At 64.6% G+C, this 22,500-nt stretch carries 22 protein-coding genes and 1 tRNA gene (1 of these 23 only partly in view); 16 read left to right on the forward strand and 7 right to left on the reverse strand.

Translation table 11 applies throughout. The annotated features are described in order from the left end of the window. Window positions 1-320 precede the first annotated feature (320 nt). Window positions 321-397: transfer RNA gene (locus Q8R73_RS08850), tRNA-Met, on the reverse strand. Between the two features lie 298 nt (window positions 398-695). Between Q8R73_RS08850 and Q8R73_RS08855 the strand changes: the two genes are divergently transcribed. Continuing rightward, entirely contained in the window at window positions 696-2,129 is a 1,434-nt protein-coding gene (locus Q8R73_RS08855) for a coniferyl aldehyde dehydrogenase (protein WP_305719169.1), read from the forward strand. A 128-nt stretch (window positions 2,130-2,257) separates the two neighbouring features. After that, complete coding sequence (locus tag Q8R73_RS08860) at window positions 2,258-3,859, forward strand: GMC family oxidoreductase (RefSeq protein ID WP_305719170.1); 1,602 nt, start codon at window positions 2,258-2,260, stop codon at window positions 3,857-3,859. A gap of 120 nt (window positions 3,860-3,979) precedes the next feature. On the opposite strand, the gene Q8R73_RS08865 is transcribed toward Q8R73_RS08860, so the two are convergent. Further along, the gene (locus Q8R73_RS08865) at window positions 3,980-4,741 is read right to left on the reverse strand and encodes an SDR family oxidoreductase (RefSeq protein WP_305719171.1); all 762 of its coding nucleotides are present in this window, start codon (window positions 4,739-4,741) and stop codon (window positions 3,980-3,982) included. Between the two features lie 145 nt (window positions 4,742-4,886). On the opposite strand from Q8R73_RS08865, the gene Q8R73_RS08870 reads away from it, so the two are divergent. After that, entirely contained in the window at window positions 4,887-5,402 is a 516-nt protein-coding gene (locus Q8R73_RS08870; protein WP_305719172.1) for a CvpA family protein, read from the forward strand. Window positions 5,403-5,470: 68 nt separating this feature from the next. Here Q8R73_RS08870 and Q8R73_RS08875 read toward each other — a convergent pair whose 3' ends face one another. From Q8R73_RS08875 to Q8R73_RS08885, 3 genes are read right to left on the reverse strand one after another with little or no spacing between them, the layout of a single operon-like run. Then, the gene (locus Q8R73_RS08875; RefSeq protein ID WP_305719173.1) at window positions 5,471-6,778 is read right to left on the reverse strand and encodes a TRAP transporter large permease; all 1,308 of its coding nucleotides are present in this window, start codon (window positions 6,776-6,778) and stop codon (window positions 5,471-5,473) included. A gap of 12 nt (window positions 6,779-6,790) precedes the next feature. Continuing rightward, the gene (locus tag Q8R73_RS08880) at window positions 6,791-7,378 is read right to left on the reverse strand and encodes a TRAP transporter small permease (protein WP_305719174.1); all 588 of its coding nucleotides are present in this window, start codon (window positions 7,376-7,378) and stop codon (window positions 6,791-6,793) included. Next, complete coding sequence (locus tag Q8R73_RS08885) at window positions 7,375-8,484, reverse strand: C4-dicarboxylate TRAP transporter substrate-binding protein (RefSeq protein WP_305719175.1); 1,110 nt, start codon at window positions 8,482-8,484, stop codon at window positions 7,375-7,377. The genes Q8R73_RS08880 and Q8R73_RS08885 overlap by 4 nt, the downstream gene beginning before the upstream one ends. Window positions 8,485-8,719: 235 nt before the next feature. Here Q8R73_RS08885 and Q8R73_RS08890 point away from each other — a divergent pair, with 235 nt between their 5' ends. From Q8R73_RS08890 to Q8R73_RS08915, 6 genes are all read left to right on the forward strand, one after another. Next, window positions 8,720-9,505 (forward strand): SDR family oxidoreductase, encoded by a 786-nt coding sequence (locus Q8R73_RS08890; RefSeq protein WP_305719176.1) that lies wholly within the window; start codon window positions 8,720-8,722, stop codon window positions 9,503-9,505. Then, window positions 9,506-10,495, forward strand: a complete 990-nt coding sequence (locus Q8R73_RS08895) for an NADPH:quinone reductase (protein WP_305719177.1) — start codon at window positions 9,506-9,508, stop codon at window positions 10,493-10,495. It abuts the gene before it with no gap. Between the two features lie 29 nt (window positions 10,496-10,524). Beyond that, window positions 10,525-11,373 (forward strand): MBL fold metallo-hydrolase, encoded by an 849-nt coding sequence (locus Q8R73_RS08900; protein ID WP_305719178.1) that lies wholly within the window; start codon window positions 10,525-10,527, stop codon window positions 11,371-11,373. Window positions 11,374-11,488: 115 nt separating this feature from the next. Further along, the gene (locus tag Q8R73_RS08905; protein ID WP_305719179.1) at window positions 11,489-12,331 is read left to right on the forward strand and encodes a fumarylacetoacetate hydrolase family protein; all 843 of its coding nucleotides are present in this window, start codon (window positions 11,489-11,491) and stop codon (window positions 12,329-12,331) included. 148 nt (window positions 12,332-12,479) lie between these two features. Then, a complete protein-coding gene (locus Q8R73_RS08910; protein ID WP_305719180.1) occupies window positions 12,480-13,097 on the forward strand; it encodes a glutathione S-transferase family protein in 618 nt (205 codons plus the stop codon). 15 nt (window positions 13,098-13,112) lie between these two features. Beyond that, a complete protein-coding gene (locus Q8R73_RS08915) occupies window positions 13,113-13,985 on the forward strand; it encodes an MBL fold metallo-hydrolase (protein WP_305719181.1) in 873 nt (290 codons plus the stop codon). 92 nt (window positions 13,986-14,077) lie between these two features. Here the strand turns inward: Q8R73_RS08915 and Q8R73_RS08920 are convergent, their stop codons facing one another. Beyond that, window positions 14,078-14,620: a methylated-DNA--[protein]-cysteine S-methyltransferase gene (locus Q8R73_RS08920; protein ID WP_305719182.1), complete on the reverse strand. Its 543-nt coding sequence runs from the start codon at window positions 14,618-14,620 to the stop codon at window positions 14,078-14,080. A gap of 243 nt (window positions 14,621-14,863) precedes the next feature. Between Q8R73_RS08920 and Q8R73_RS08925 the strand changes: the two genes are divergently transcribed. The 6 genes from Q8R73_RS08925 (at window position 14,864) to Q8R73_RS08950 (ending at window position 20,010) form a co-directional block, all read left to right on the forward strand. Continuing rightward, complete coding sequence (locus Q8R73_RS08925; protein WP_305719183.1) at window positions 14,864-15,676, forward strand: alpha/beta hydrolase; 813 nt, start codon at window positions 14,864-14,866, stop codon at window positions 15,674-15,676. Between the two features lie 60 nt (window positions 15,677-15,736). After that, the gene (locus tag Q8R73_RS08930; protein ID WP_305719184.1) at window positions 15,737-16,309 is read left to right on the forward strand and encodes an XRE family transcriptional regulator; all 573 of its coding nucleotides are present in this window, start codon (window positions 15,737-15,739) and stop codon (window positions 16,307-16,309) included. A gap of 59 nt (window positions 16,310-16,368) precedes the next feature. Then, window positions 16,369-16,890 (forward strand): N-acetyltransferase, encoded by a 522-nt coding sequence (locus Q8R73_RS08935; protein WP_305719185.1) that lies wholly within the window; start codon window positions 16,369-16,371, stop codon window positions 16,888-16,890. Window positions 16,891-16,971: 81 nt separating this feature from the next. Continuing rightward, on the forward strand, window positions 16,972-17,646 hold the full coding sequence (locus Q8R73_RS08940) for a GntR family transcriptional regulator (RefSeq protein WP_305719186.1): 675 nt from the start codon (window positions 16,972-16,974) through the stop codon (window positions 17,644-17,646). Between the two features lie 113 nt (window positions 17,647-17,759). Continuing rightward, window positions 17,760-18,560: a phytanoyl-CoA dioxygenase family protein gene (locus Q8R73_RS08945; RefSeq protein ID WP_305719187.1), complete on the forward strand. Its 801-nt coding sequence runs from the start codon at window positions 17,760-17,762 to the stop codon at window positions 18,558-18,560. Between the two features lie 136 nt (window positions 18,561-18,696). After that, a complete protein-coding gene (locus tag Q8R73_RS08950; RefSeq protein ID WP_305719188.1) occupies window positions 18,697-20,010 on the forward strand; it encodes an NAD(P)H-dependent oxidoreductase in 1,314 nt (437 codons plus the stop codon). Here the strand turns inward: Q8R73_RS08950 and Q8R73_RS08955 are convergent. Continuing rightward, a complete protein-coding gene (locus Q8R73_RS08955; protein WP_305719189.1) occupies window positions 20,007-21,092 on the reverse strand; it encodes an NAD-dependent epimerase/dehydratase family protein in 1,086 nt (361 codons plus the stop codon). The two genes, Q8R73_RS08950 and Q8R73_RS08955, sit on opposite strands and share 4 nt — an antisense overlap. 365 nt (window positions 21,093-21,457) lie before the next feature. Between Q8R73_RS08955 and Q8R73_RS08960 the strand changes: the two genes are divergently transcribed. Further along, window positions 21,458-22,500, forward strand: the 5' portion of a protein-coding gene (locus Q8R73_RS08960) for a TRAP transporter substrate-binding protein (protein ID WP_305719190.1). Its footprint extends 49 nt past the window's final position; the window shows 1,043 of its 1,092 coding nt (coding positions 1-1,043); its start codon is at window positions 21,458-21,460; its stop codon lies off the right edge, out of view.

Consider the following 22,500-nt stretch of genomic DNA (forward strand, 5'->3'; position numbering starts at 1 on the left):
GCCGGCGGCGGCTTCGACTGGCGCCACGCCTCCGGCGTCTCGCTGTTCGGCGCGGCGGAGTACACCGCGATGACCGATTCCAGCCGGACGCTGACCGGCAAGGGCGGCATCAGGATCGCGTTCTGAAGGCGTCGCCGGCGCCTTTCCGACCTTGCAGCCGATCTCGTTGCCAGGAACAGCGCCTTGGCCGGCCGCCTTCACCCTGTCATGAAGGAGAGGCTCCAGCGCGACCTAGGAAAAGTGCCAGGTCTGCGAAGCAACCGCACACATGAAAAAGCCCGCCAGAGGCGGGCTAATTCACTGATATTGCTATCAAATCTTGGTTGCGGGGATAGGATTTGAACCTATGACCTTCAGGTTATGAGCCTGACGAGCTACCGGGCTGCTCCACCCCGCGATAAACCGTTGCACGCCTTGCCAAAAACCATACCGGAACGGATTTGGCCAACGCCCGGGGGCGCCGATCGATCTGGTCCGGAGGCTTCCTGAGAAGGCTGCCCGCAGGCGTTGCCATCGGGTGCGTGCGGTATGTACCAACGCACGCCGGCTTTGGAAAGGCCCGTGGGCGATGTTTTGAGCTTTTTATGACGGTCGAAACGCCGGTTTATTGCGCCAAATCAGCGCGCCGACGGCGCACTTGCCAGAAACTGCGCAAAAGCCCAGCTTCCGGGCCGGGAACCCGAGGGAATAAACCCATGGACCAGCCACTCAAGAGCCCGGGGCAACATGCCCTGGAGGACGCCTTTCACCGCCTGTTCGAGCTGACCCGGACGACGCCGCCGCCCACTCTCGCCGAGCGGCTGGACCGGCTGGCGCGGCTGCGCACGGCGGTCTCGGACAACGAGACCCGCTTCGAGCAGGCGATCTCGGCGGATTTCGGCCATCGCAGCACGGTCGAGACCACGATCGCCGAGACCATGCTGGTGCTCGGCGAGATCAGGCACGCCAGCAAATCCCTCGGGCAATGGATGGCGCCGAAGCGGGTGGCGACGTCGCTGCAGTTCTTTCCGGCGAAAAACCGGCTGATGCCGCAGCCGCTCGGCGTGGTCGGCATCATCGCGCCGTGGAATTATCCGCTGCAGCTGACGCTGGCGCCGGCGGTGGCGGCACTGGCCGCCGGCAACCGGGTGATGATCAAGCCGAGCGAACTGGTGCCGCGGTTCTCCGCGCTGCTGCAGGAAGTGATATCCGCCAAATTCGACGCCGGGGAAATGCTCGTCACCGGCATCGAGGAGGAGATATCGAAGGCGTTCGCGTCGCTGCCGTTCGACCATCTGGTGTTCACCGGCTCCACGCGCGTCGGCCGCCTGGTCGCGGAAGCCGCCGGGCGCAACCTCACGCCGGTGACGCTCGAGCTCGGCGGCAAATCGCCCGCCATCGTCGACCGCTCCGCCGATATCGCCGAGGCCGCCGAGCGCATCGCCTACGGAAAATTGCTCAACGCCGGCCAGACCTGCATCGCGCCCGACTATGCGCTGGTGCCGGAAGCCTCCGTGCAGGCATTCGCGGACCAGGTGCAGGCCAGCATGCAGCGGATGTTCGGCACCGACCCCGCCAATGAGGACTACACCTCGATCGTCTCGGACCGGCATTACGCCCGGCTGGAAGGCCTGGTGACGGACGCCGCCGCCCGGGGCGCGGCGATCATGCAACCGACAAGCCCGCACGATCCCGCCTGGAAATCGAAGCGCAAGTTTCCGCCGACCATCGTGGTCGGCGCGACGCCCGAGATGGCGATCATGCAGGAGGAAATTTTCGGGCCGCTGCTGCCGATCATGGGCTACCGGGAGCCGGGCGAACCGGTGGCCTATATCAACAGGCACGACCGGCCGCTGGCGCTGTACTGGTTCGGCAAGGACGAGGCGGCGCGCGACGAGGTGCTGGAGCGCACCGTCTCCGGCGGCGTCACCGTCAACGACTGCCTGTTTCACTTTGCCCAGATGTACCAGCCGATGGGCGGCGTCGGCGCGTCCGGCACCGGCGCCTATCACGGCGCATGGGGTTTCGACACCATGAGCAAGCTGAAGCCGGTGTTCTATCGCTCTCGGTTCAACCGCCTCGCCGATCTCTATCCGCCCTATGGCGGCAAAATCGCGCGGCTGGAAAAACTGCTGCGATTCATGTCGTAATATTCGACGTCGTCATTCCGGGGCGCGAGCAAAGCGAGCGAACCCGGAATCTCGAGATTCCGGGTCTGGTCCTTCGGACCATCCCGGAATGACGAACAAAAGAACACAAAACTGCGGGGGGAATACGCGTGACCGATACATTCGATTTCGTGGTGGTGGGCGGCGGCTCCGGCGGCTGCGCGGTGGCAGGAAGGCTCTCCGAGGATCCGGGCACCTCGGTGGCGGTGCTGGACGCCGGCGGCAGGAACGACAATTGGGTGGTGACCACGCCGTTCGCGCTGGTGCTGATGGTCGCCGGCAAGGTCAACAACTGGGCCTTCAACACCGTGCCGCAGGCGGGCCTCAACGGCCGGATCGGCTATCAGCCGCGCGGCAAGGGGCTCGGCGGCTCCTCCGCGATCAATGCCATGGTCTATATCCGCGGCCATCGCAGCGACTACGACCGATGGGCCGCGCTCGGCAATCCCGGCTGGTCGTTCGACGACGTGCTGCCCTATTTCAAGCGCTCGGAAGACAATGCCGATTTCGACGGCGAGTATCACGGCAAGGGCGGACCCCTGGCGGTCAACAAATTGCGCACCGACAACCCGGTGCAGCAGATCTTCCTGCAGGGCGCGCGCGAAGGCCAGTTCCGGATCCGCGAGGACTTCAATGCCGAGGATCATGAAGGCCTCGGGGTCTACCAGCTGACGCAGAAGAACGGTGAACGCTGGAGTGCGGCGCGGGCCTACCTGCATCCGCATATGGGCAACCGCGCCAATCTGCGCGTCGAGATCCGCTCGCACGCCACCCGCATCCTGTTCGAGGGCAAGCGCGCGGTCGGCGTCGAATACCGCCAGGGCAAGCAACTGAAGCAGATCCGCGCGCGGCGCGAGGTGATCGTCGCCGCCGGCGCGTTCCAGACCCCGCAACTGCTGATGCTGTCGGGCGTCGGCGACGGCGCGGCGCTCGGCAGGCATGGGATCGCCGGCGTGCATCATCTGCCCGGCGTCGGGCAGAACCTGCAGGACCATCCGGATTTCGTGTTCGGCTACATGTCGGACAACCCGAACTTCGCCGGCATCTCGGTCAAGGGCATGCCGCGGCTGCTGCGCGCGATCCGTCAATACCGCCGCGAGCGCCGCGGGCCGATGACATCGAATTTCGCCGAATGCGGCGGTTTCCTGAAAACCAGCCCCGACCTCGACGTGCCCGACATCCAGCTGCATTTCGGCATGGCGATGGCCGACGACCACGGCCGCAAGCGCCACAACGGCACCGGTTTTTCGCTGCACGTCTGCCTGCTGCGGCCGAAGAGCCGCGGCAGCGTCGCGCTCGGCAGTGCCGACCCGCTGGCCCCGCCGCTGATCGATCCGAATTTTCTCGGCGAAGCCGCCGACCTCGAAGCCATGGTCGCGGGCTTCAAGGTGACGCGACGGCTGTTGGAGACGCCGGCGCTGCGCGCCCTGCAGAAAAAGGACATGTTCACCGAAGGCGTCGAGACCGACGACCAGATCCGCGGGCTGCTGCGGCAGCGCGTCGACACCGTCTACCATCCGGTCGGCACCGCCAGGATGGGCAGCGATCCGATGGCCGTGGTCGATGCCAGATTGAAGGTGCACGGCATGCAAGGCCTGCGCGTCGTCGACGCCTCCGTGATGCCGACCCTGATCGGCGGCAACACCAACGCGCCGACCATCATGATCGGCGAGAAGGCCGCCGACATGATCAGGGCGGAGATGCGGGCGTGAACGCGATTTCGTAGGGTGGGCAAAGGCGCTCTTGCGCCGTGCCCACCAATTGATTTCACGTTGGCAAAGATGGTGGGCACGGCGCAAGAGCGCGCCTTTGCCCACCCTACGGACTCGTCGTCACGTCAGCAGAAATCCGCCATCCACCGTCACCACGCTGCCGGTCATGTAGCGCGAGGCATTCGACGCCAGCAGCATGATCGCGCCGTCGAGATCGGATTCGGCGCCGATCCGGCGCTGCGGAATCCGTTTTGCCAGTTTCTCGCCTGATGGTGTCGACCAGAAATCGTGGTTCATCTCGGTGTCGATATAGCCCGGCGCCAGCGCGTTGACGCGGATGCGGTTGCCGGCCAGTTCCAGCGCCATCGATCTGGTGGCCTGGATGATCCCCGCCTTGGAGATGGTATAGGGCGACAGGAACTTCATCACGCCGAAGCCGAGCACCGAGGCGACGTTGACGATGTTGCCCTCCTGCCGGCGCGCGATCATCCGCCGCGCCAGTTCGGTCGCCGTGAAATAGGCGCCCTTCAGATTGGCATTGATGACGGCGTCCCAGTCCGCCTCGGTCTGGTCGACCGCGAGCTTCTCGATGGCGATGCCGGCATTGTTGATGAGCACGCTGACCGGGCCGAGCGCGGTTTCGGCGCTGTCGATCGCGCCCGCGATCGAGGCGGTATCGGTGACGTCCATCTGCACCGCGACGGCGCGGCCGCCCTTGGCGCGGATCTCATCCTCCAGGCCCTTCAGCTTGGCGGTCTGGCGCGCCGCCAGCACCACCGCGGCGCCATGTGCCGACAGCACGCGGGCGAACTGCCGGCCCAGCCCCTGGCTGGCGCCGGTGACCAGAATGATTTCTTTACTGACGTCGAATAGACCGGCCATGACGTGTTCCTTGACGTGTTCTTCGGCGAAGTCCCCCGGGAAGGTGCGCGCGCATTGATACAGACGAATTTAGCGATCGCAAACCCGTTTCGTTGACCAACCCGGCGAACGCCGGATCGTTCGAACCAGCTGGAAATCATCGTCCATGAACAGCTTCGATGCGGTCGTCTATGTCGGATTGATGGTCGCTGTTGTCACCGGCTTCAACGCCGGGCTGCTGCGCAGCGCGGTGACGATCCTGGCCTATCTGTTCGCGATGCCAATCGCGCTCTGGGCGATGCCGATGCTTTCTCCCGCTGTCGCAGGCAAGCTCGATTCGCCATGGACGCAGAATTCGCTGCTGTTCTTCGCGATCTTCCTGGTCGCCGGCATGGTGCTGGGAAAACTGATGCGCATGGCGCTGGACGATGCCATCGGCCCCGAAACCGGTATCTTCGACCGGCTCGCCGGTGCGGCGCTGGGAGCGGTGCGTGTCGGCCTCGTCGCCGTCACGCTGGTGCTGGTCTTCGATCAACTGGTGCCGCCCGGCCGTCAACCGGCGTTCCTGACCGGCTCGCATCTGCGGCCGCTGTTGTCGATCGCCGGGCAAAAGGGCTTCAAGTCCCTGCCGCCGGATGTGACGGCCCATATCGACCGGCTGAAGAAAGACCGGCGGATATAGCATGGCGCGGATCGCCGGCCCGTTAGCTCCCGCCCGACGTTTGCCGCGGCCGGAGGCTCGAGGCCGCGCTATTCCAGCAGGCTCGGCAGATAGAGGCTGATCTGCGGAAATGCGACCAGCAACACCACCAGGATCAGATCGACGACAATAAAGCCGATCAGGCCGCGGAAGATCGTTGTCAGCGACACGCGGTCGCCGACCACGGTCTTGATGACAAAGGCGTTGAGCCCGACCGGCGGTGTCAGCAGCCCTATCTCCAGCAGCATCACCACCAGCACGCCCATCCAGATCAGGTCGAGCCCGACCGCCTTCCACATCGGCAGCAGGATCGGGAGCGTGATCAGCATGATCCCGATCGGATCGAGGAAGGCGCCGAGAATGAGATAGATGACCGTCATGAAGGCGATCACGCCATAGGGGCCAAGATCCATCGTCTTCACCAGGCCACCCATGAACTGCGGCAGCCCTGCGATGGCGAGAAACCGGGTCAGCAGCACCGCGCTGACCGCGATCAGAAAGATCGATGCCGCCGATTGAAGCGAGTCGACCAGGCTGTCCCTGAAGGTCGGCCATGTGACGCCGCCGCGCAGCAGCGCAATGACCAGTGCGCTGAAGGCCCCGAAGGCCGCGGCCTCCGTCGCCGTCGTCAGACCGCTGTAGATGCCGCCCATCACGCAAACGATCAGTGCCGGGACCGGCCAGACCTCGAGCAGGATCGCCAGCTTCTCCTTCAGGGTTGGATGATAATCCGGCGGCGGTGCGGCCTGGGGTTTCAGCGTGCACCAGCCGATGATGAACACCGCGAACAGGACCGCATTGAGCAGGCCGGGAAAAACGCCGGCCATCAGCAACTTGCCGATCGGAGTTTCGGTGTACCAGCCGAAGATCACGAAACCGATGCTGGGCGGTATCATCGATCCCAGCGTTCCGGCCGCGGCCACCGTCGCGGTCGCGAGCGCCGGATCGTAGCGGTAACGCAGCATTTCCGGAATGGCGAGCCGGCCCATCGCGGCCGCGGTAGCGACCGATGAGCCCGAAGCCGCGGCAAACAGCGCGGCGGCGAAATTCGCCGCGACCGCAAGCCCGCCCGGCAACCGCGAGAGCCACAGGCGAGCCGCATCGAACAGCGAGGTCGTCAGCCCGCAGCGATAGGCGATCGAACCCATCAAAAGGAACATCGGTATCGCCGAAAGATTCCAGCTCGCGGCAAATTCGAACGGCGTCGAGCCCGACAGTTTCAGCGCGGTATCGAGACCGCGCAGCGCCCAGATGCCGACGAACGAGGTGACGCCGAGCGCCACGGCGATCGGCACCCGCAGGGCCATCAGGACGATCATGCCGGAAAGGCACAGGAACGCGAGCTGAATCGAACTCATGGAAGCCGTTCCTCAGATCGGATGATCGCCAAGCTTGATGCTGGTCGATCCGTCGAACCGCCGGCCGAAACGGGCCAGCCGGAAGTCGTCGATCAGCTGATAGAGCGCGATCAGCGCTGCCAGCCCGCAGGAAATGCAGAACACCCAGCGCATCGGCCACACCGGCAGGTCGAAATAGGTCGCATCCTGGGCTTCGCCGATCCCGGTTTTCGCCACCGCGACCACCGCCCCCATGACCGCCAGCAGCGCCAGGTAGGCGACGGTCAATACCGCGGCGCCGATGTCGAAACGGAGATTCTTTTCCGGCGCCAGGTTCTGGGTAAAGACCTCGACGATGATCAGCGTGCGCGACAGCTGAACGTGGGCCAGCGGAAGAAAGGTGCAGCCGACCATGTAGACGAAGGAAACGATCTCCAGCGTGCCCATGATCGGCTGATTCAGCGCCACCTTCATGAGAACGTCGGCCGTGACGTGCAGCATCATCGCCAGCACGGAGACGGCCCCGGCCCAGAGAAAGACATCTGCCAGCAGCGACAACACCCGCGCGACCGACACCGCGGGTTCGTTGCGGCCGACAGGGCCTCCCGGAGCTGCGGTCACCACGAAACCTTGCTGAATACCTCGCGGTTAAGGGCGTCAACGAACTTCTGCTTGTCGCCCTTGATCTCCTCGGCGTCGATCTTTTCCCACTTCTTCATCAGCCCGAGGTATCGATCGACCAGTTCGTCGGCGTTCGGCACGCCTCGCTTCTTGCCTTCTGCCTTGACCCGCGCGATCTCGTTCTTGAGATATTCTTCATACGCACTGGTCCAGGTCGCGTCGGGCGGGTTGAACTTGACGCCCTTCTCGCCGGCAGCCGCGTGGACGTCGCGGCTCTCCTTCAGATAGCCGAAGGTGACATCGGCCGCGAGGATCGGCATGTTCTGCTTGAGAATCGCCTTCTGATCGGCCGGCAGCTTGGCCCAGGCGTCGGCATTCATGCCCCACAGCAGGCCGCCGTGATAGGTGCCGATGGTGGTGGCGAGCACGTTCTTGGCGACGTCCCACAGCGTGTAGGATTTCAGCCAGGAATCCGCGCCCATGGTGCAGTCGACCTGACCGCGCTGCATGGCCTCGTAGGTCTCGTCGCTGGTGACGTTCACCGGCACCATGCCGAACGACTTGAACATGATCGAGTATGCGCCGGCCGAACGGATCTTCTTGCCTTGGAAATCCGCGATCGACCGCAGATCGGCCTTGCACATCAGCGTGTATGGCGCGGTCGAATAGTGCGCCATCGAGATGATGCCGCTCCTCTTCTGGTCGGCGAGACACTCCTTGCAGGCGACAAGATTGAACTCGTTGGTGGCCCCGGACATCACCACGCTGTTGCGGCCCAGCAGCCCCAGTTCGGTGATCAGGAAGCTGTGCGGCAGCTGCTTCGGAACATAGGTGTCGACGACCATGCCGGCGGTGACGATGCCGTCGCGGATCGAGTCGACCGCCGCGGTCGCCTTGGCGACCGAACCGCCCGGAAAGGTCTCGACGGTCAGCTTGCCGCCGCTTTCCGTCTCAAATCGCTTGATCATCGGATCGATGCCGACCGTGTTATTGACATGGGTCGGCGGCAGGTAGGAGCCGTAGCTCAGCTTGGTTTGAGCCGACGCGCTGCCGGCTGCCAGCGCAAAGCCGGCACACAGCAGATACTTTGCAAGAAATCCCGGCATGCGCCCTCCCCATGGTATCTGTCGTTCTTGTTGCTTGACGGGAATGGTGGACGCGCGAAAAGAGAGCGTCAACCCGAATCTGATTTCCCGATACAGGTTGCGGTGCAGCGATCCGTTTCATATTGTGCGCGACACGGAAAATGGCTTGCGGCGCGCGTGGCTGGACAACCGCATGACGATTTCGCAAGAGAATAAGACAAGCAGGGATCGAACCCGGTCCACAGGGAGAAAGTAAATGGATCTTGGAATCAAAGGCCGCCGCGCCATCGTGTGCGCATCGAGCAAGGGCCTCGGCCGTGCCTGCGCCATCGCGCTCGCCAACGAGGGCGTGCATGTGACGCTGACCGCGCGCGGCGCCGAGGCGCTGAAGAAGACCGCCGACGAAATCCGCAAGGCCAACCCCGGCGTCACCGTGACCGAAGTGGTGGGTGACATCACCACGCCTGAGGGACGTGCGGCCGCGCTGAAGGCCTGTCCGGATCCGGATATCCTGATCAACAATGCCGGCGGCCCGCCGCCCGGCAATTTCCGCGACTGGACCCGCGACGACTGGATCAAGGCGATCGACGCCAACATGTTGACCCCGATCGAGCTGATCAAGGCGACGGTCGACGGCATGATGGCCCGCAAATTCGGCCGCATCGTCAACATCACCTCGGCCGCGGTGAAGGCGCCGATCGAGGTGCTGGGACTGTCGAACGGCGCCCGCGCCGGCCTCACCGGCTTTTGCGCCGGCATCGCCCGCAAGACCGTGATCAACAACGTCACCATCAACGGCCTGTTGCCGGGACCGTTCGACACCGACCGGCTGCGCGGCCCGGTGGCCAAGCTCGACGCCGACAAGCGCGGCATCACGGTCGACCAGTTGCTGGCGGAGCGGGCCAAGCTCAATCCCGCCGGACGGTTCGGCGATCCCGAGGAATTCGGGCAGGCCTGCGCGTTTCTGTGCGGCGCCAAGGCCGGTTTCATCACCGGACAGAATCTCCTGCTCGACGGCGGCGCCTTCCCGGGCACGCTGTAGATGAAGGCTGTCTGGTATGAGCGCACGGGCGCAGCACCTGAGGTGCTGAGCTTCGGCGACATGCCGACGCCGATGGCCGGTCCGGGCGAAGTCCGGATACGGCTGGAAGCCTCCGGCGTGAACCCGGCCGATGTCGGCCGCCGCGCCGGCAGCTATCGCGCGCTGGAATATCCCCGCGTGATCCCCAACAGCGACGGCGCCGGGATCGTCGACCAAATCGGCGACGGCGTCAGCCGGCTCGGCGTCGGGCAGCGGGTCTGGCTGTTCAATGGCCAGCGCAACGGCCGCGCCTTCGGCACCGCGGCCGAATACATTGCGATCGCGGAGCATCTGGTGACGCCGCTGCCCGCCGACGTTTCGTTTGCGGCCGGCGCCACCCTCGGCATTCCCGGTATGACCGCATGGTGCGGCCTGTACGGCGACGGGCCGATCGCCGGCCAGACCATTCTGGTCACCGGCGGCGCCGGCGCGGTCGGCCATTATGCGGTGCAGCTGGCAAAATGGGGCGGCGCGCGTGTGATCGCCACGGTCAGTTCGGCTTTCAAGGCGGAGCAGGCCCGGCTGGCCGGCGCCGATCTCGTGATCGACTACAAGACCGAGGACGTGGTCGCCAGGGCGATGGCGTTTACGGAAGGGCGCGGCGTCGATCGCGTGGTCGACGTCGATTTCGGCGGCAACATCGCCACCACGCTGAAGCTGATGGCGATGAATTCAACCATCGCGGTCTACGCCACCAACGGCAATCGCAGCCCCGTGGTGCCGATGCGCGAGCTGATGGAGCGATGCATCACGCTGCGCGCGCTGGTGCTGTTCGCGCTGCCGCAACCGCTGCTGGCGGCGGCGCAGGCCGACATTTCGAAATGGCTCGCGGCGGGGAAGCGCCTTCACAACATCGCGGCGCAGTTCCCGCTGTCGGAAACAGCGCAGGCCCACCTCGCGGTGGAGAAGGGCGACAAGCTGGGGACGGTCGTGGTGGATTGCGCAAGTTAGAGACTTGAACAAAAAACGGGGAACGCCGGATGCATTGGAAGATCGGCAAGGTCAAGATCACGAAGATCGTCGAGCTGGAGACCGTCGGCAGCACGAGATTCATCCTGCCGCTCGCCACCAACGAGGAAATCCAGAAACTGCCCTGGCTGATTCCGCATTTCGCGACCGAGGAAGGCCGCCTCAAGATGTCGATCCATTCGCTCGTGGTGGAGACGCCGTCGCGGCGGATCGTGGTCGATACCGGGCTCGGCAACGACAAGGAGGGCCGCAAGGTGCCGACCTGGAATAACCGGCAAGACCCCTTTCTCGAAACCATGACGGCGGCGGGCTTTGCGCCCGACAGCATCGACACCGTGCTGTGCACGCATCTGCATGTCGACCATGTCGGCTGGAACACGCGGCTGATCGACGGTCAATGGGTGCCGACATTCGCCAATGCACGCTATCTGTTCGGCCGGACCGAGTACGAGCACTGGCGTGACCACAGCGACGACAGCGACAAGGCCGCGGTTTTCAACGATTCCGTAAAGCCGATCGCGGATGCCGGCCGCGCCGACCTGGTCGCCAGCGACGCCAGGCTCGGCGACGAGATCACCCTGATCCCGACGCCCGGCCACAGCCCGGGGCATATGAGCATCCTGATCCGGTCGGAGGGCGAACAGGTCCTGCTGACCGGCGACGTCGCCCATCATCCCTGCCAGATGGCGCATCTCGACTGGTCCTCGACCGCCGATTCCGATCCCGTCCAATCGGCGGCGACGCGGCAGGAATTGTTCGCGCGTTTCGCCGATACGCCGACACTGGTGATCGGCGGGCATTTCAATGCCGGCCATATCAGGCGCGACGGCGACGCCTTCAAATTCGTGGCGCTCGCGTGACGCCGGCGTATCGCAGCCTGGACTGCAAGCCGGCGCCCAGTCAGCCATTGAATTTGCCCGCCCGCTGTTCCATGAAACATCGAGGCACTTAAGACCTTCAACAGGGGAGTGAGACATGAAGCTTGTTCGTTACGGGGCCAAGGGCCAGGAAAAGCCCGGCCTGATCGATAAATCGGGTCAACTGCGCGACCTCTCCGCCCATCTGAAGGACCTCGACGGCGAAGCCTATACGCCGGCGTCGCTCGCCAGACTGGCTGCCCTCGATGCTGCAAAACTGCCTGCCGTCGACGGCAAGCCGAGGATCGGGGCGCCGGTCGGCGGGGTGCCCAAATTCATCGCCATCGGCCTCAATTACTCCGACCACGCCGCCGAGGTGGGCATGCCGATCCCGGCCGAACCCATCATCTTCATGAAGGCCATCAACAGCCTGTGCGGCCCCAACGATAACGTGGAGAAGCCGCGCGGCTCGACCAAGCTCGACTGGGAAGTGGAGATCGCCATCATCATCGGCACCCGCGCCAAATACGTCACCGAGGCCGACGCGCTCAACCACGTCGCCGGCTATTGCGTCTGCAACGACGTCTCCGAGCGCAATTTCCAGATCGAGCGCCTAGGCCAGTGGACCAAGGGCAAGTCGCACGACACCTTCGGCCCGCTCGGCCCCTGGGTCGCTACCAGGGACGAGATCGCGGACGTGCAGAAGCTGTCGATGTGGCTCGACGTCAACGGCAAGCGCTGCCAGACCGGCTCGACCGCGACCATGGTTTTCGGCGTCGCCAAGATCGTGTCCTACGTCTCGGAATTCATGACGCTGATGCCCGGCGACATCATCACCACGGGCACGCCGCCCGGCGTTGGATCCGGCATGAAGCCGCCGAAATTCCTCAATGTCGGCGACGTGGTCACGCTCGGCATCGAGGGATTGGGCGAGCAGCGCCAGGAAATCGTTGCGGCGTGAGGTGGGCCGCCCGGCTGATAACCCGTCATGCCCGGACTTGACCTGACCCGGGCATCCACGTTTTGACAGACGAGCCGCAAGCAAGACGTGGACGGCCGGGAAACGCCCGGCCATGACGGAGAATTTAACATCGCAAGGAAACAAAAGAATGAAACTCTCCTTCTCCCCGGCCTCGCCCTTTGCCCGCAAGGTGCGGATTGCCGCGATCGAACTCGGCCTGATCGATAGAATAGAATTCATCTCGGCCACCGTGGTGCCGGGCCAGCCCAATGACGAGTATTCGCGCATCACGCCGCTGAAGAAGCTGCCGGTGCTGATCCTGGACAATGGCGACGTCATTCTGGATTCCTACGTCATCGTCGAGTATCTCGACGAACTGGCCGGCGGCGGAAAGCTGGTTCCGGCATCGGGCGACATCCGATGGAAGGTCAAGAGCGATCATTCCATGCTGCAGGGCATGCTCGATTCGATGCTGCTGTGCCGCTACGAGAAAATGGTGCGGCCCGAGCCGCAACGCTGGCAGGCATGGGCCGACGATCACTGGGCCCGCGCCTGGAACGGCATGGCACGGTTCGAGCAGCAGGACGAAATGCTGGCGCGGCCGCAGCTCGATATCGCGCAGATCGCGCTGGTCTGCGTGCTGGGCTATGCCGACTTCCGCTTTGCCGATTGCGGCTGGCGCAAGACCTATCCCAGGCTCGACGCCTTCCACGAGAGAATGCTGGAACGGCAGTCGGTCAAGATCTCGGTGCCGCCGCCGGCGTAACGGGCAGGAATCGTCATGACCCTCAAATTCACCGTCGGCGATCTCACCATCCACCGGCTGATCGAGCAGGAAACCACTTTCCTGCCGGCGCTGGAGATGCTGCCCGGGCTGACGCCGGAGGGGCTGGCGGAAAACCGGGCCTGGATGCAGCAGGCCGGCGCGCTCGACGCCGGCGACGTGCTGATCCTGTGTTTCCAATCCTACATTGTGGAGACGCCGCATCACACCATCCTGATCGACAGCTGCATCGGCAACGACAAGCCGCGGCCGCTGCGTCCGAAATGGAACATGAAGACCGACGACACCTATCTGCGCGCGCTGGGGGCGGCCGGTTTTGCCGTCGGCGACATCGACTTCGTGATGTGCACCCATCTGCATGTCGACCACGTCGGCTGGAACACGCGGCTGGAAAACGGCCGCTGGGTGCCGACCTTTCCGAACGCGCGCTACGTGTTCGGCAAGAGCGAGTTCGAATACTGGACCGAGCAGAACGGAAAGACGCCGGTGCCCCCGTTCGGCGACAGCGTGTTGCCGGTGGTCGAAGCCGGAATGGCCGAGATCGTGCGCGACGATTACGCGATCGGCGATCACACGCGGATCCTGCCGACGCCGGGCCACACCCCGGGACATGTCGCGTTCACCTTCGGCCGCGGCAGGGACGACGCGGTATTCTCCGGCGATCTGATGCACTCGCCGCTGCAGACGCGCTATCCGGAACTGTCGGCGAAGTTCGACGTCGATCAGGCCGTCGCGGCCGCGACGCGGCGCGGTTTCCTGGAGCGTTATTGCGACACCGACACGCTGTGCTGTACCGCGCATTTCCCATCGCCCTCAACCGGGAAAATCCGCCGGCTGGGCAATGGATTTACGTGCGAGGCGGTGGGCTAGATTTTCGAGTTTGGATTTGGGCACGCCGCAGGCTCGGTGCCTCCTCTCCCGATGGGAGAGGTGTGGTATCGAGCTTGTTCGGCCTTCGAACCCTAATCGAACAGGCTCGGCGTGTGATTGACGACCGCGCCTTCGATCGCCAGCATTTTCAATTTCGTTACCACGCCGCCATTGGCCGAAAATCCGCCGGGCTTGCCGCCGGCGGCGAGCACGCGGTGGCAGGGCACCACGATCGGACAGGGGTTGCGCCCGAGCGCCTGGCCGACGTCGCGTGACAGTTCGACGCCGCCGAGTTTCCTGGCGATATCGCCATAGGTCAGCGTCTTGCCCGGCGGAATGCGGCGGGCGATGTCGTAGACGCCGCGGTTGAACTCCGGAATGCCATCGAGATCGAGCACGACGTCGGCGAGATCGTTCGGCTTGCCCGCAAGCAGTTCGACGATGCCGTCGATCGCGCGCTGCACCCCGGCCGGCGGCGGCGCCTCGGCGAGATCGCCGTGGCTCTGGCGAATCCGGGTGCGGGTCTTGTCCTCGCTGCCCATCGGCAGTTGCACGCCGTTGATCCCCCGCGCGCCCCACACGATGCCGCAACGGCCGATCGATGTATCGAATAGTGCGAAAGAGTGGTCGGTCATCGCTGGCTCCAATCCTGTGGCTCCATGGCTGAGCTTGGGGCTGGCCCGGAAGATAGGCTTGGAGATTGTTGCGATCCACCCGGATTCCGGGGGGAACCGAGCGCTGTCCAACAGAAAAGCTTGTTATCACCGGGCTTGACCCGGTGATCCATGTTCTTTGAAAGATGCGTTTTGCTGAAGTTGGATGGATACGCGGGTCAAGCCCGCGTATGACGTCTGAACCCTGCCTATAGCGAGTCCCCCATGCAGACCCTTCGCGTCAACGGATACGACATGGCCTATCTCGAGGTCGGCCGGGGACCGCCGCTGGTCTGCGTGCACGGCTCGCTGTGCGATTTCCGGATCTGGTCGGCGGTGCTGGGCCCGCTGACGACGAGGCATCGCGTGATCGCGGTGTCGCTGCGGCACTTCTTTCCCGAGCATTGGGACGGCGTTGGCGAGACCTATTCGATCGCGCAGCATGTCGACGACGTCATCGGCTTCATCGAGCAACTCGACAGCCAACCGGTCAACCTGATGGGGCATTCCCGCGGCGGGCACATTTCGTTTCGGGTCGCGCAGCGGCGGCCTGATTTGTTGCGCAAGCTGATCCTCGCCGAACCCGGCGGCGAACTCGACGCCACGCTCGATCCCGCCTTCAAGGGCGGGCCCTCGCCGCTGGCGGCCCGGTTCGCGGCATCGGCCGAAAAGATCGCGGGCGGCGATATCGACGGCGGACTGGCGTATTTCCTTGACTCGCTGGAAGGCCCCGGCGCCTGGAACCGGTTGCCGGCGTCGCCGAAACAGCTGTTGCGCGACAACGCGATGACGCTGATCGGCCAGGTCCGCGACAACCGCCCGCCGTTCTCCAAAGCCGATGCCGAGGCGATCAGGACGCCGACCTTGTTTATCGGCGGCGGCAATACCAGGGGGACGTTGCCGCTGGTGCTGCGTGCGCTGGCGGCGCATGTGGCGGGCTCAACGACGGAGATGATTCCGGGCACCACGCATCCGATGTTCGAGCAGGCGCCACAGAAATATTGCGAGATCGTGTTGGAATTTCTGGCGGCGAACTGATCGCACCCCGACCTGCCCCGAAACCTTGCCGGGCTCAGGCTAATCAATTATAAGAGACGAATGTCTATTATAGGAGACGATACCGGAGCAAGGATCGCGCGCCGGCTGCGGCTGGAGCGGGACGCCCGGGGCTGGTCGCAGGCCGAACTGGCCAAACGATCCGGCGTCTCCAAGGCCACCATCAGCAAGATCGAACGTGAGGAATTGAGCCCCACCGCGGTGATCCTGGTGCGGCTGGCCGGCGCCTTCGACCTGACGCTGGCGGGCCTGCTGGTGCGCGCCGAGGGCGAGGGTGCGCAGCCACTGCTGTCGCGTGCCGCGAACCAGCCGGTGTGGCGCGATCCCGCCACGGGCTATTCGCGCAAGCAGGTGTTCGGCCGGCCCGACCATCCCGTCGAAATCATCCAGGTCGAAATGCCCTCAGGCAAAAGCGTCGTGCTGCCGGCCTCCTCCTACGCGCGGATCCGCCAGGCTGTCTGGGTGCAATCGGGCGAACTCGTCATCATCGAGAATGGCGAACGCAGCGTGCTGGCCGCCGGCGACTGCCTCGGTTTCGGCCCGCCCGCGGAGACGACCTTCGCCAACGAAACCGGGGCCTCGTGCATTTATCTCGTCGCGCTCGCACGGAGCTGACGCGATGGTGCGAATCAAACTCAAACCGCCGAAGCCCAAGCCTTTTTAGGGGTCAGATCATGTCCGCGATCAAGATCAGCGCTCTGAATGCATCGTCTGATATTGCGAGAATGCTGAGCGATATCCTGATCGAGACGGTCGCGCACGGCGGATCGGTCAGTTTCATGCATCCGCTGCAGCCGGAAGCGGCCGATGCCTTCTGGGACGACGCGCTGGCGGCGGCCGGCCGCGACGAGCGGATCATTCTCGGCGCCTGGGACGGCGATGTGCTCGCCGGCACCGTCACCCTGTTGCTGGATTGTCCCCCCAACCAGCCGCACCGCGCCGAAATCGCCAAGATGATGACCCGCCTCAGTCATCGCGGCCGCGGCATAGCCACGGCCTTGATGCGGACGGCCGAACAACTGGCCGCGCAGCGAAAACGGACGCTGCTGGTGCTGGACACCGCGACCGACGGCGGCGCGGCGACGCTGTACGAGAAATTGGGCTTTACCCTGGCCGGAGAAATTCCCGACTACGCCTTCAAGCCGCATGGCGGCTTGAGCGGGACGCTGTTGTTCTGGAAACGGATCGGGGGCTGAGCAACCCTGCCTTGACGGAGTCGGGGTCACCCGCTAAATTTCCGAATACGGAATTCCGTATTCCATATCGGACCCGACCCAATGATCCCGCTCGACCCGACTCCGAATCTGATCGACCAGGTCTATGCGCGTATTCTCGACGGCATTGTCGATCGCACGCTGCCGCCGGGGCACCGCATCCGGCAGAACGAGCTCGCCGAGCAGCTCGGCGTCTCGCGCCAGCCGGTCAGCCACGCGCTGCATCTGCTGCACCGGCAAGGGCTGGTGGCAGAGAGCGGCCGCAAGGGCTTTGAAGTCACCCAGCTCGATCCGGTGCGGATTCGCCAGCTCTACGAGGTGCGCGGCGCCATCGATGCGCTGGCGGCAAGGCTCGCCGCCGGGCGCGCCAGGACCGACACGGCGGCACGCGCGGATCTGGAGACCGCGCTGCGCGCCGGGCGCGGGGTCGACGGCAAGACGCCGCTGGCGCGGCTGATCGCGCTCGACGTCGACTTTCACCGCGCCATCTACCGGCTTTCCGGCAATCCCGCGATCGAGGAAATGATCGGGCCGCAATGGCCGCATATGCGCCGCTCGATGGCGACGGTGCTGGCCGAACTGGATTATCGCCAGAGCGCCTGGAGCGAACATGAAACCATCGCCGCACATATTCTGTCCGGCAATGCGAAGGCCGCGGAAGGCGCCGCGCTGGCGCATGCGATCGGCGCCGGACGGATGACCGAAGAGAGACTGAACGCGACGGAGAAGGCGGCGTAGCAAAGCGCCGTCATTCCGGGGCTCGCGAAGCGAGAACCCGGAAGCTCGAGATTCCAGGTGCAAGGCTATCGCCTCGCCCCGGAATGACAAACAAAAACCAAGGGAGAAACGCAATGAAACTGACCCAGCAACAGATCGACGATTTCAACCGCGAGGGCTGGCTGTTCCTGCCCGAATTGTTCAGTCCCGAAGAGGTCGCGCTGCTGGCCCGCGAGGCGGAGGGCATCTATAACACCAAGCGCCCCGAGGTGTGGCGCGAGAAGAGCGGCGCGCCGCGCACCGCCTTCGCCGCCCATCTCTACAACGAGGCATTCGGGCTGCTCGGCGCCCATCCGCGCATGATCGATCCGGTGGAGCAGATCTTCGGCGAGAAGGTTTACATGCACCAGTACAAGATCAACGCCAAATCGGCCTTCACCGGTGACGTCTGGCAGTGGCACCAGGACTACGGCACCTGGAAGCGCGACGACGGCATGCCGCAGCCGCGGGCGATGAACATCGCGATCTTCCTCGACGAGGTGATGCCGATCAACGGCCCCCTGATGCTGGTGCCGAAAAGCCAGACCGCCGGCGACCTCAAGGCCTCGCATGACCTCGAGACCACCTCCTATCCGCTGTGGACGCTGGACGAGGACACCGTGACCCGGCTGGTCAAGGATGGCGGCATCGTCGCCCCCACCGGCAAGGCCGGCGGCATGCTGATGTTCCACGGCAATCTGGTGCACGGCTCGGCCGGCAACATCACGCCCTATCCGCGCAAGATCGTCTATCTGACGCTGAACGCGGTTTCCAACTACATCCGTACCCCCACGCGGCCGGAATACATCGCGCATCGGGATTTTACCCCGATCCAGACCGTCGACGATGATGCGCTGCTGCGCCTGGCACGGGCCCATCGGCAGGCGGCGGAGTAGAGCAGCGCTGTCATTCCGGGGCGCTCGCGTCAGCGAGCGAACCCGGAATCTCGCGCTATAATCTCTGGATTCCGGGTCCAACGCGGATACGCGTGTCCCGGAATGGCGGCCGTTTACTCGCACCGGATTCCCATCCATGAACCTGCATCACCTCCTCCAAGTCCGCGCTGCCGCCGGCAAACCGGTCCGCGTCGCGCTGATCGGCGCCGGCAAGTTCGGCTCGATGTTTCTGGCGCAAGTGCCGCATACGCCAGGACTGGAAGTGCCGCTGATCATCGACATCGACCGCGACCGCGCCCGGGAGGCCTGCCGCACGGTCGGCTGGGACGAGGCGCGGATCGCAGCCACCACGTTCACCGATGACGGCGCACGCGCCATCGCGGGCGGCGCCATGGACGTCATCGTGGAAGCGACCGGCAATCCCGCCGTCGGCATCCGGCATGCCCGCGCCGCGATCGCGGCCGGCAAGCATATCGTCATGGTCAATGTAGAGGCCGACGTGCTGGCGGGACCGCTGCTCGCCGACGAAGCGAGCAAGGCCGGCGTGGTCTATTCGCTGGCCTATGGCGACCAGCCGGCGCTGACCGCGGAAATGGTGGACTGGGCGCGCGCGACCGGCTTTCGCGTCGTCGCTGCCGGAAAAGGCACCAAGTATCTGCCCGCCTATCACGACGTGACGCCGGAAGGTGTCTGGGGGCATTACGGGCTGACGGCAGGCGAGGCGCAGTCGGCCGGCATGAACCCGCAGATGTTCAATTCGTTTCTGGACGGCACCAAGTCCGCCATCGAGATGGCGGCGATCGCCAACGCCACCGGGCTGGACGTTCCCACCGGGGGCCTGCTGTTCCCGCCCTGCGGCGTCGACGACCTGCCGCATGTGATGCGGCCGCGCGAGGCCGGCGGCGTGCTGGAGAAATCCGGCGTCGTGGAAGTGGTGTCGTCGCTGGAGCGCGACGGCCGCCCGGTGGTCCGCGACCTGCGCTGGGGCGTCTATGTGGTGCTGGAAGCACCGAACGATTATGCCGCGGACTGTTTTCGGCAATACGGCCTCAAGACCGATGCTTCGGGGCGCTATGCGGCGATGTACAAGCCGTATCATCTGATCGGGCTGGAGCTGAACATCTCGATCCTGTCAGCGGCGCTGCGCGGCGAGCCGACCGGGCAGCCGCATGGCTTCCGAGGCGACGTCGCCTCGGTCGCCAAACGCAATCTGCGCGCCGGCGAAATGCTCGACGGTGAAGGCGGCTACACGGTGTGGGGCAAGCTGATGCCGGCGGCGGCAAGCCTTGCCGCAGGCGCGCTGCCGATCGGGCTCGCGCATCGCGTCAAACTGAAGAACGACGTCGCCCATGGCGACGTGGTGCGCTGGAGCGATGTCGAGGCCGACGTCAACAACGACACCATCAAGACGCGCAAGGCGATGGAAGCAGTGTTCGCGTCCAGGGTCTAGGGCAACAACCGGCTCTCCCGCGCCTGTCTGAACCATTTGCGGAACATGACCTCGGTGTCCATCATCTCCGTGAAACCGGCCTGATTGATCTTGACCGTCGAGACGAGCGCGGGGGGCCCCGGCTCGGTCTGGCCGTAGCGCATGGTGTAGTCGGCGTACTGGAACGACAGGCCGACGAAGGCTTCGAGGCCGGGCGACAGCAGGCCATGTTTACGCCGCAACGCCTCCCATGGTTCGACCCATTGCGGCCAGGTCTGCGCCAGCGACAGCGGCACCGCGGCACCGGGCGTCATGTCGAGCGCCTCCGAAATCGCCGGCCAGACATTCTCCCAGGTGAAGACGTCGCCATTGGTGACGTTGAAGGCTTCGTTGCGCGCCGCTTCCGCCTCGCCGGCCCAGGCGATGGCGCGCGCCAGCAGGTCGACGTCGACGGCCTGAGACACCCGTGCAGCTCCCGCCGGGTAATCCAGCGCCCGGCCCTGCTCGCGCAGCATGGCGGCATAGACGCCGAGCGGCGGGATCAGGTCCATGGCGCCGCCCATCGCCTCGCCCACGATCAGGACTGGCCGCAGAATGCTCCAGCACCAGGCCTTGCCCGGTTGCAGGTCGCGCAGAAAGGTCTCCTGCGCCCAGTAGAAATTCGGCTGCTCGTACATTTCCGAGCGGCCTTCCCGCGCCGGCACCTTAAGCGGACGAACATGAACGCCATAGGCCTTGGTCCCCTGCAGCAGTGCCACATGCCGCAGCTTCGGCGCGGCCGGCTCGAGAACAGCCATTAGGTTGCGCAGCATCGCGTCGTTGGTGCGGATCTGGCCGGGATCGCGCCAGCCATCCACCAGGTTTGGCGCCTCGTACAGTGCGGCGTAGACGAGGTGGGTCGCGCCGCGCAGTTCTGCGGCGGCGTGCTGACACTGGGCGGTATCGGTCAGGTCGACCGCGACATGACGGGCGCCGTAGAGCCGGCGCGGCTGCCGCCGCGACAGCGCGACCACCTCTGATCCGCCGGCGGCGCCGAAGTGCCGCAAGGCGGCGCTTCCCACCAGGCCCGTGGCGCCCGCGACGACGACCTTCTTGCCCGCCATTGACGTGTCCTCCGGTGGTCCCCGCCCCTTGCCTAGCAGATCGGGACCGGTGGCGTCAGCTGTCGGGTACGACCAGCTGCCCGCCAAACGTGCACTTTGCCGAAAGATGCAGCCATGCGGGACTTATTCCCAGATGCATTGTGCGGGAGCGCCTTGCGACACCCTTGATTCCTTGGAACCGATTGGTCATCCTGTGCCCGGTTCGGGATGTCCGGGTTTCGATCATGCCCAATATCATGGGTTTGTTTTCGGTATCCGGATTCAAGGTACCAGTCTCAGTCGACCGTCGGCGATTTAAAAAAGCGACAACCAAGATCGTTGCCCCTCGTCGATAACGCGACATAAAAACATAGAGGAGGAAGCACATGAAGCGTCGTGAATTTCTAAAGGCAGGCGGTATCGGTCTTGCTGCCAGCGCGGCTGTCGCCGCGCCCGCAATCGCGCAATCGATGCCCGAAGTGAAGTGGCGGCTGGCGGCCAGCTGGCCGAAGTCGCTCGATACGCTTTATGGCGGCGTCGAGTTCTTTACCAAGCGCGTCGCGGACATGACCGACAACAAATTCCAGATTCAGCCTTTCGCCGCCGGCGAAATCGTGGGTGGATTGCAGGTGCTCGACGCCGTGCAGAACGGCACGGTCGAGATGGGCAACACGGCACTCTATTATTACTGGGGCAAGAATCCGGCGTTTACCTTCGGCACCTCGCTGCCGTTCGGGCTCAACACGCGGCAGCATATGTCGTGGATGTTGTTCGACGGCGGCATGAACATGCTCAACGACCTCTTGAAGGAATACAATTGCTTCGGCGTTCCGACCGGCAGCACCGGCGCGCAGATGGGCGGCTGGTTCCGCAAGGAAATCAAGTCGACCGAAGACCTCAAGGGACTGAAATTCCGCGTCGGCGGATTTGCCGGCACCATCATTGCGAAGGTCGGTGGCGTGCCGCAGCAGATCGCGGCGGGCGACATCTATCCGGCGCTCGAAAAGGGCACGATCGACGCGGCCGAATGGGTCGGTCCCTATGACGACGAGAAGCTCGGCTTCGTGAAGGTGGCGAAGTACTACTACTATCCGGGTTGGTGGGAAGGTACCGGCCAGGGCCACAACATCATGAACCTGGAAAAGTGGAACGCACTGCCGAAGCACTATCAGGCGGTGATCGAAAGCGCCTCTCGTGACACCTTCACCTGGGTCACGGGCAAGTACGACTTCGTCAACCCGCCGGCATTGAAGCGCTTGCTCGCATCCGGCGCGATTCTGAAGCCGTTCCCGCAGGAAGTGCTGGAAACCTGCTACAAGGCCGCCAACGAAATCTATGCGGACCTGTCGAAGAGCAACCCGCATTTCGGCAAGATGCACTCCAGCCTGGCTGCCTACCGCAGCGATTCGCTGGCCTGGATGCAGGTGGC

It is taken from the genome of Bradyrhizobium sp. (assembly GCF_030697065.1).
Lineage (GTDB): Bacteria > Pseudomonadota > Alphaproteobacteria > Rhizobiales > Xanthobacteraceae > Bradyrhizobium.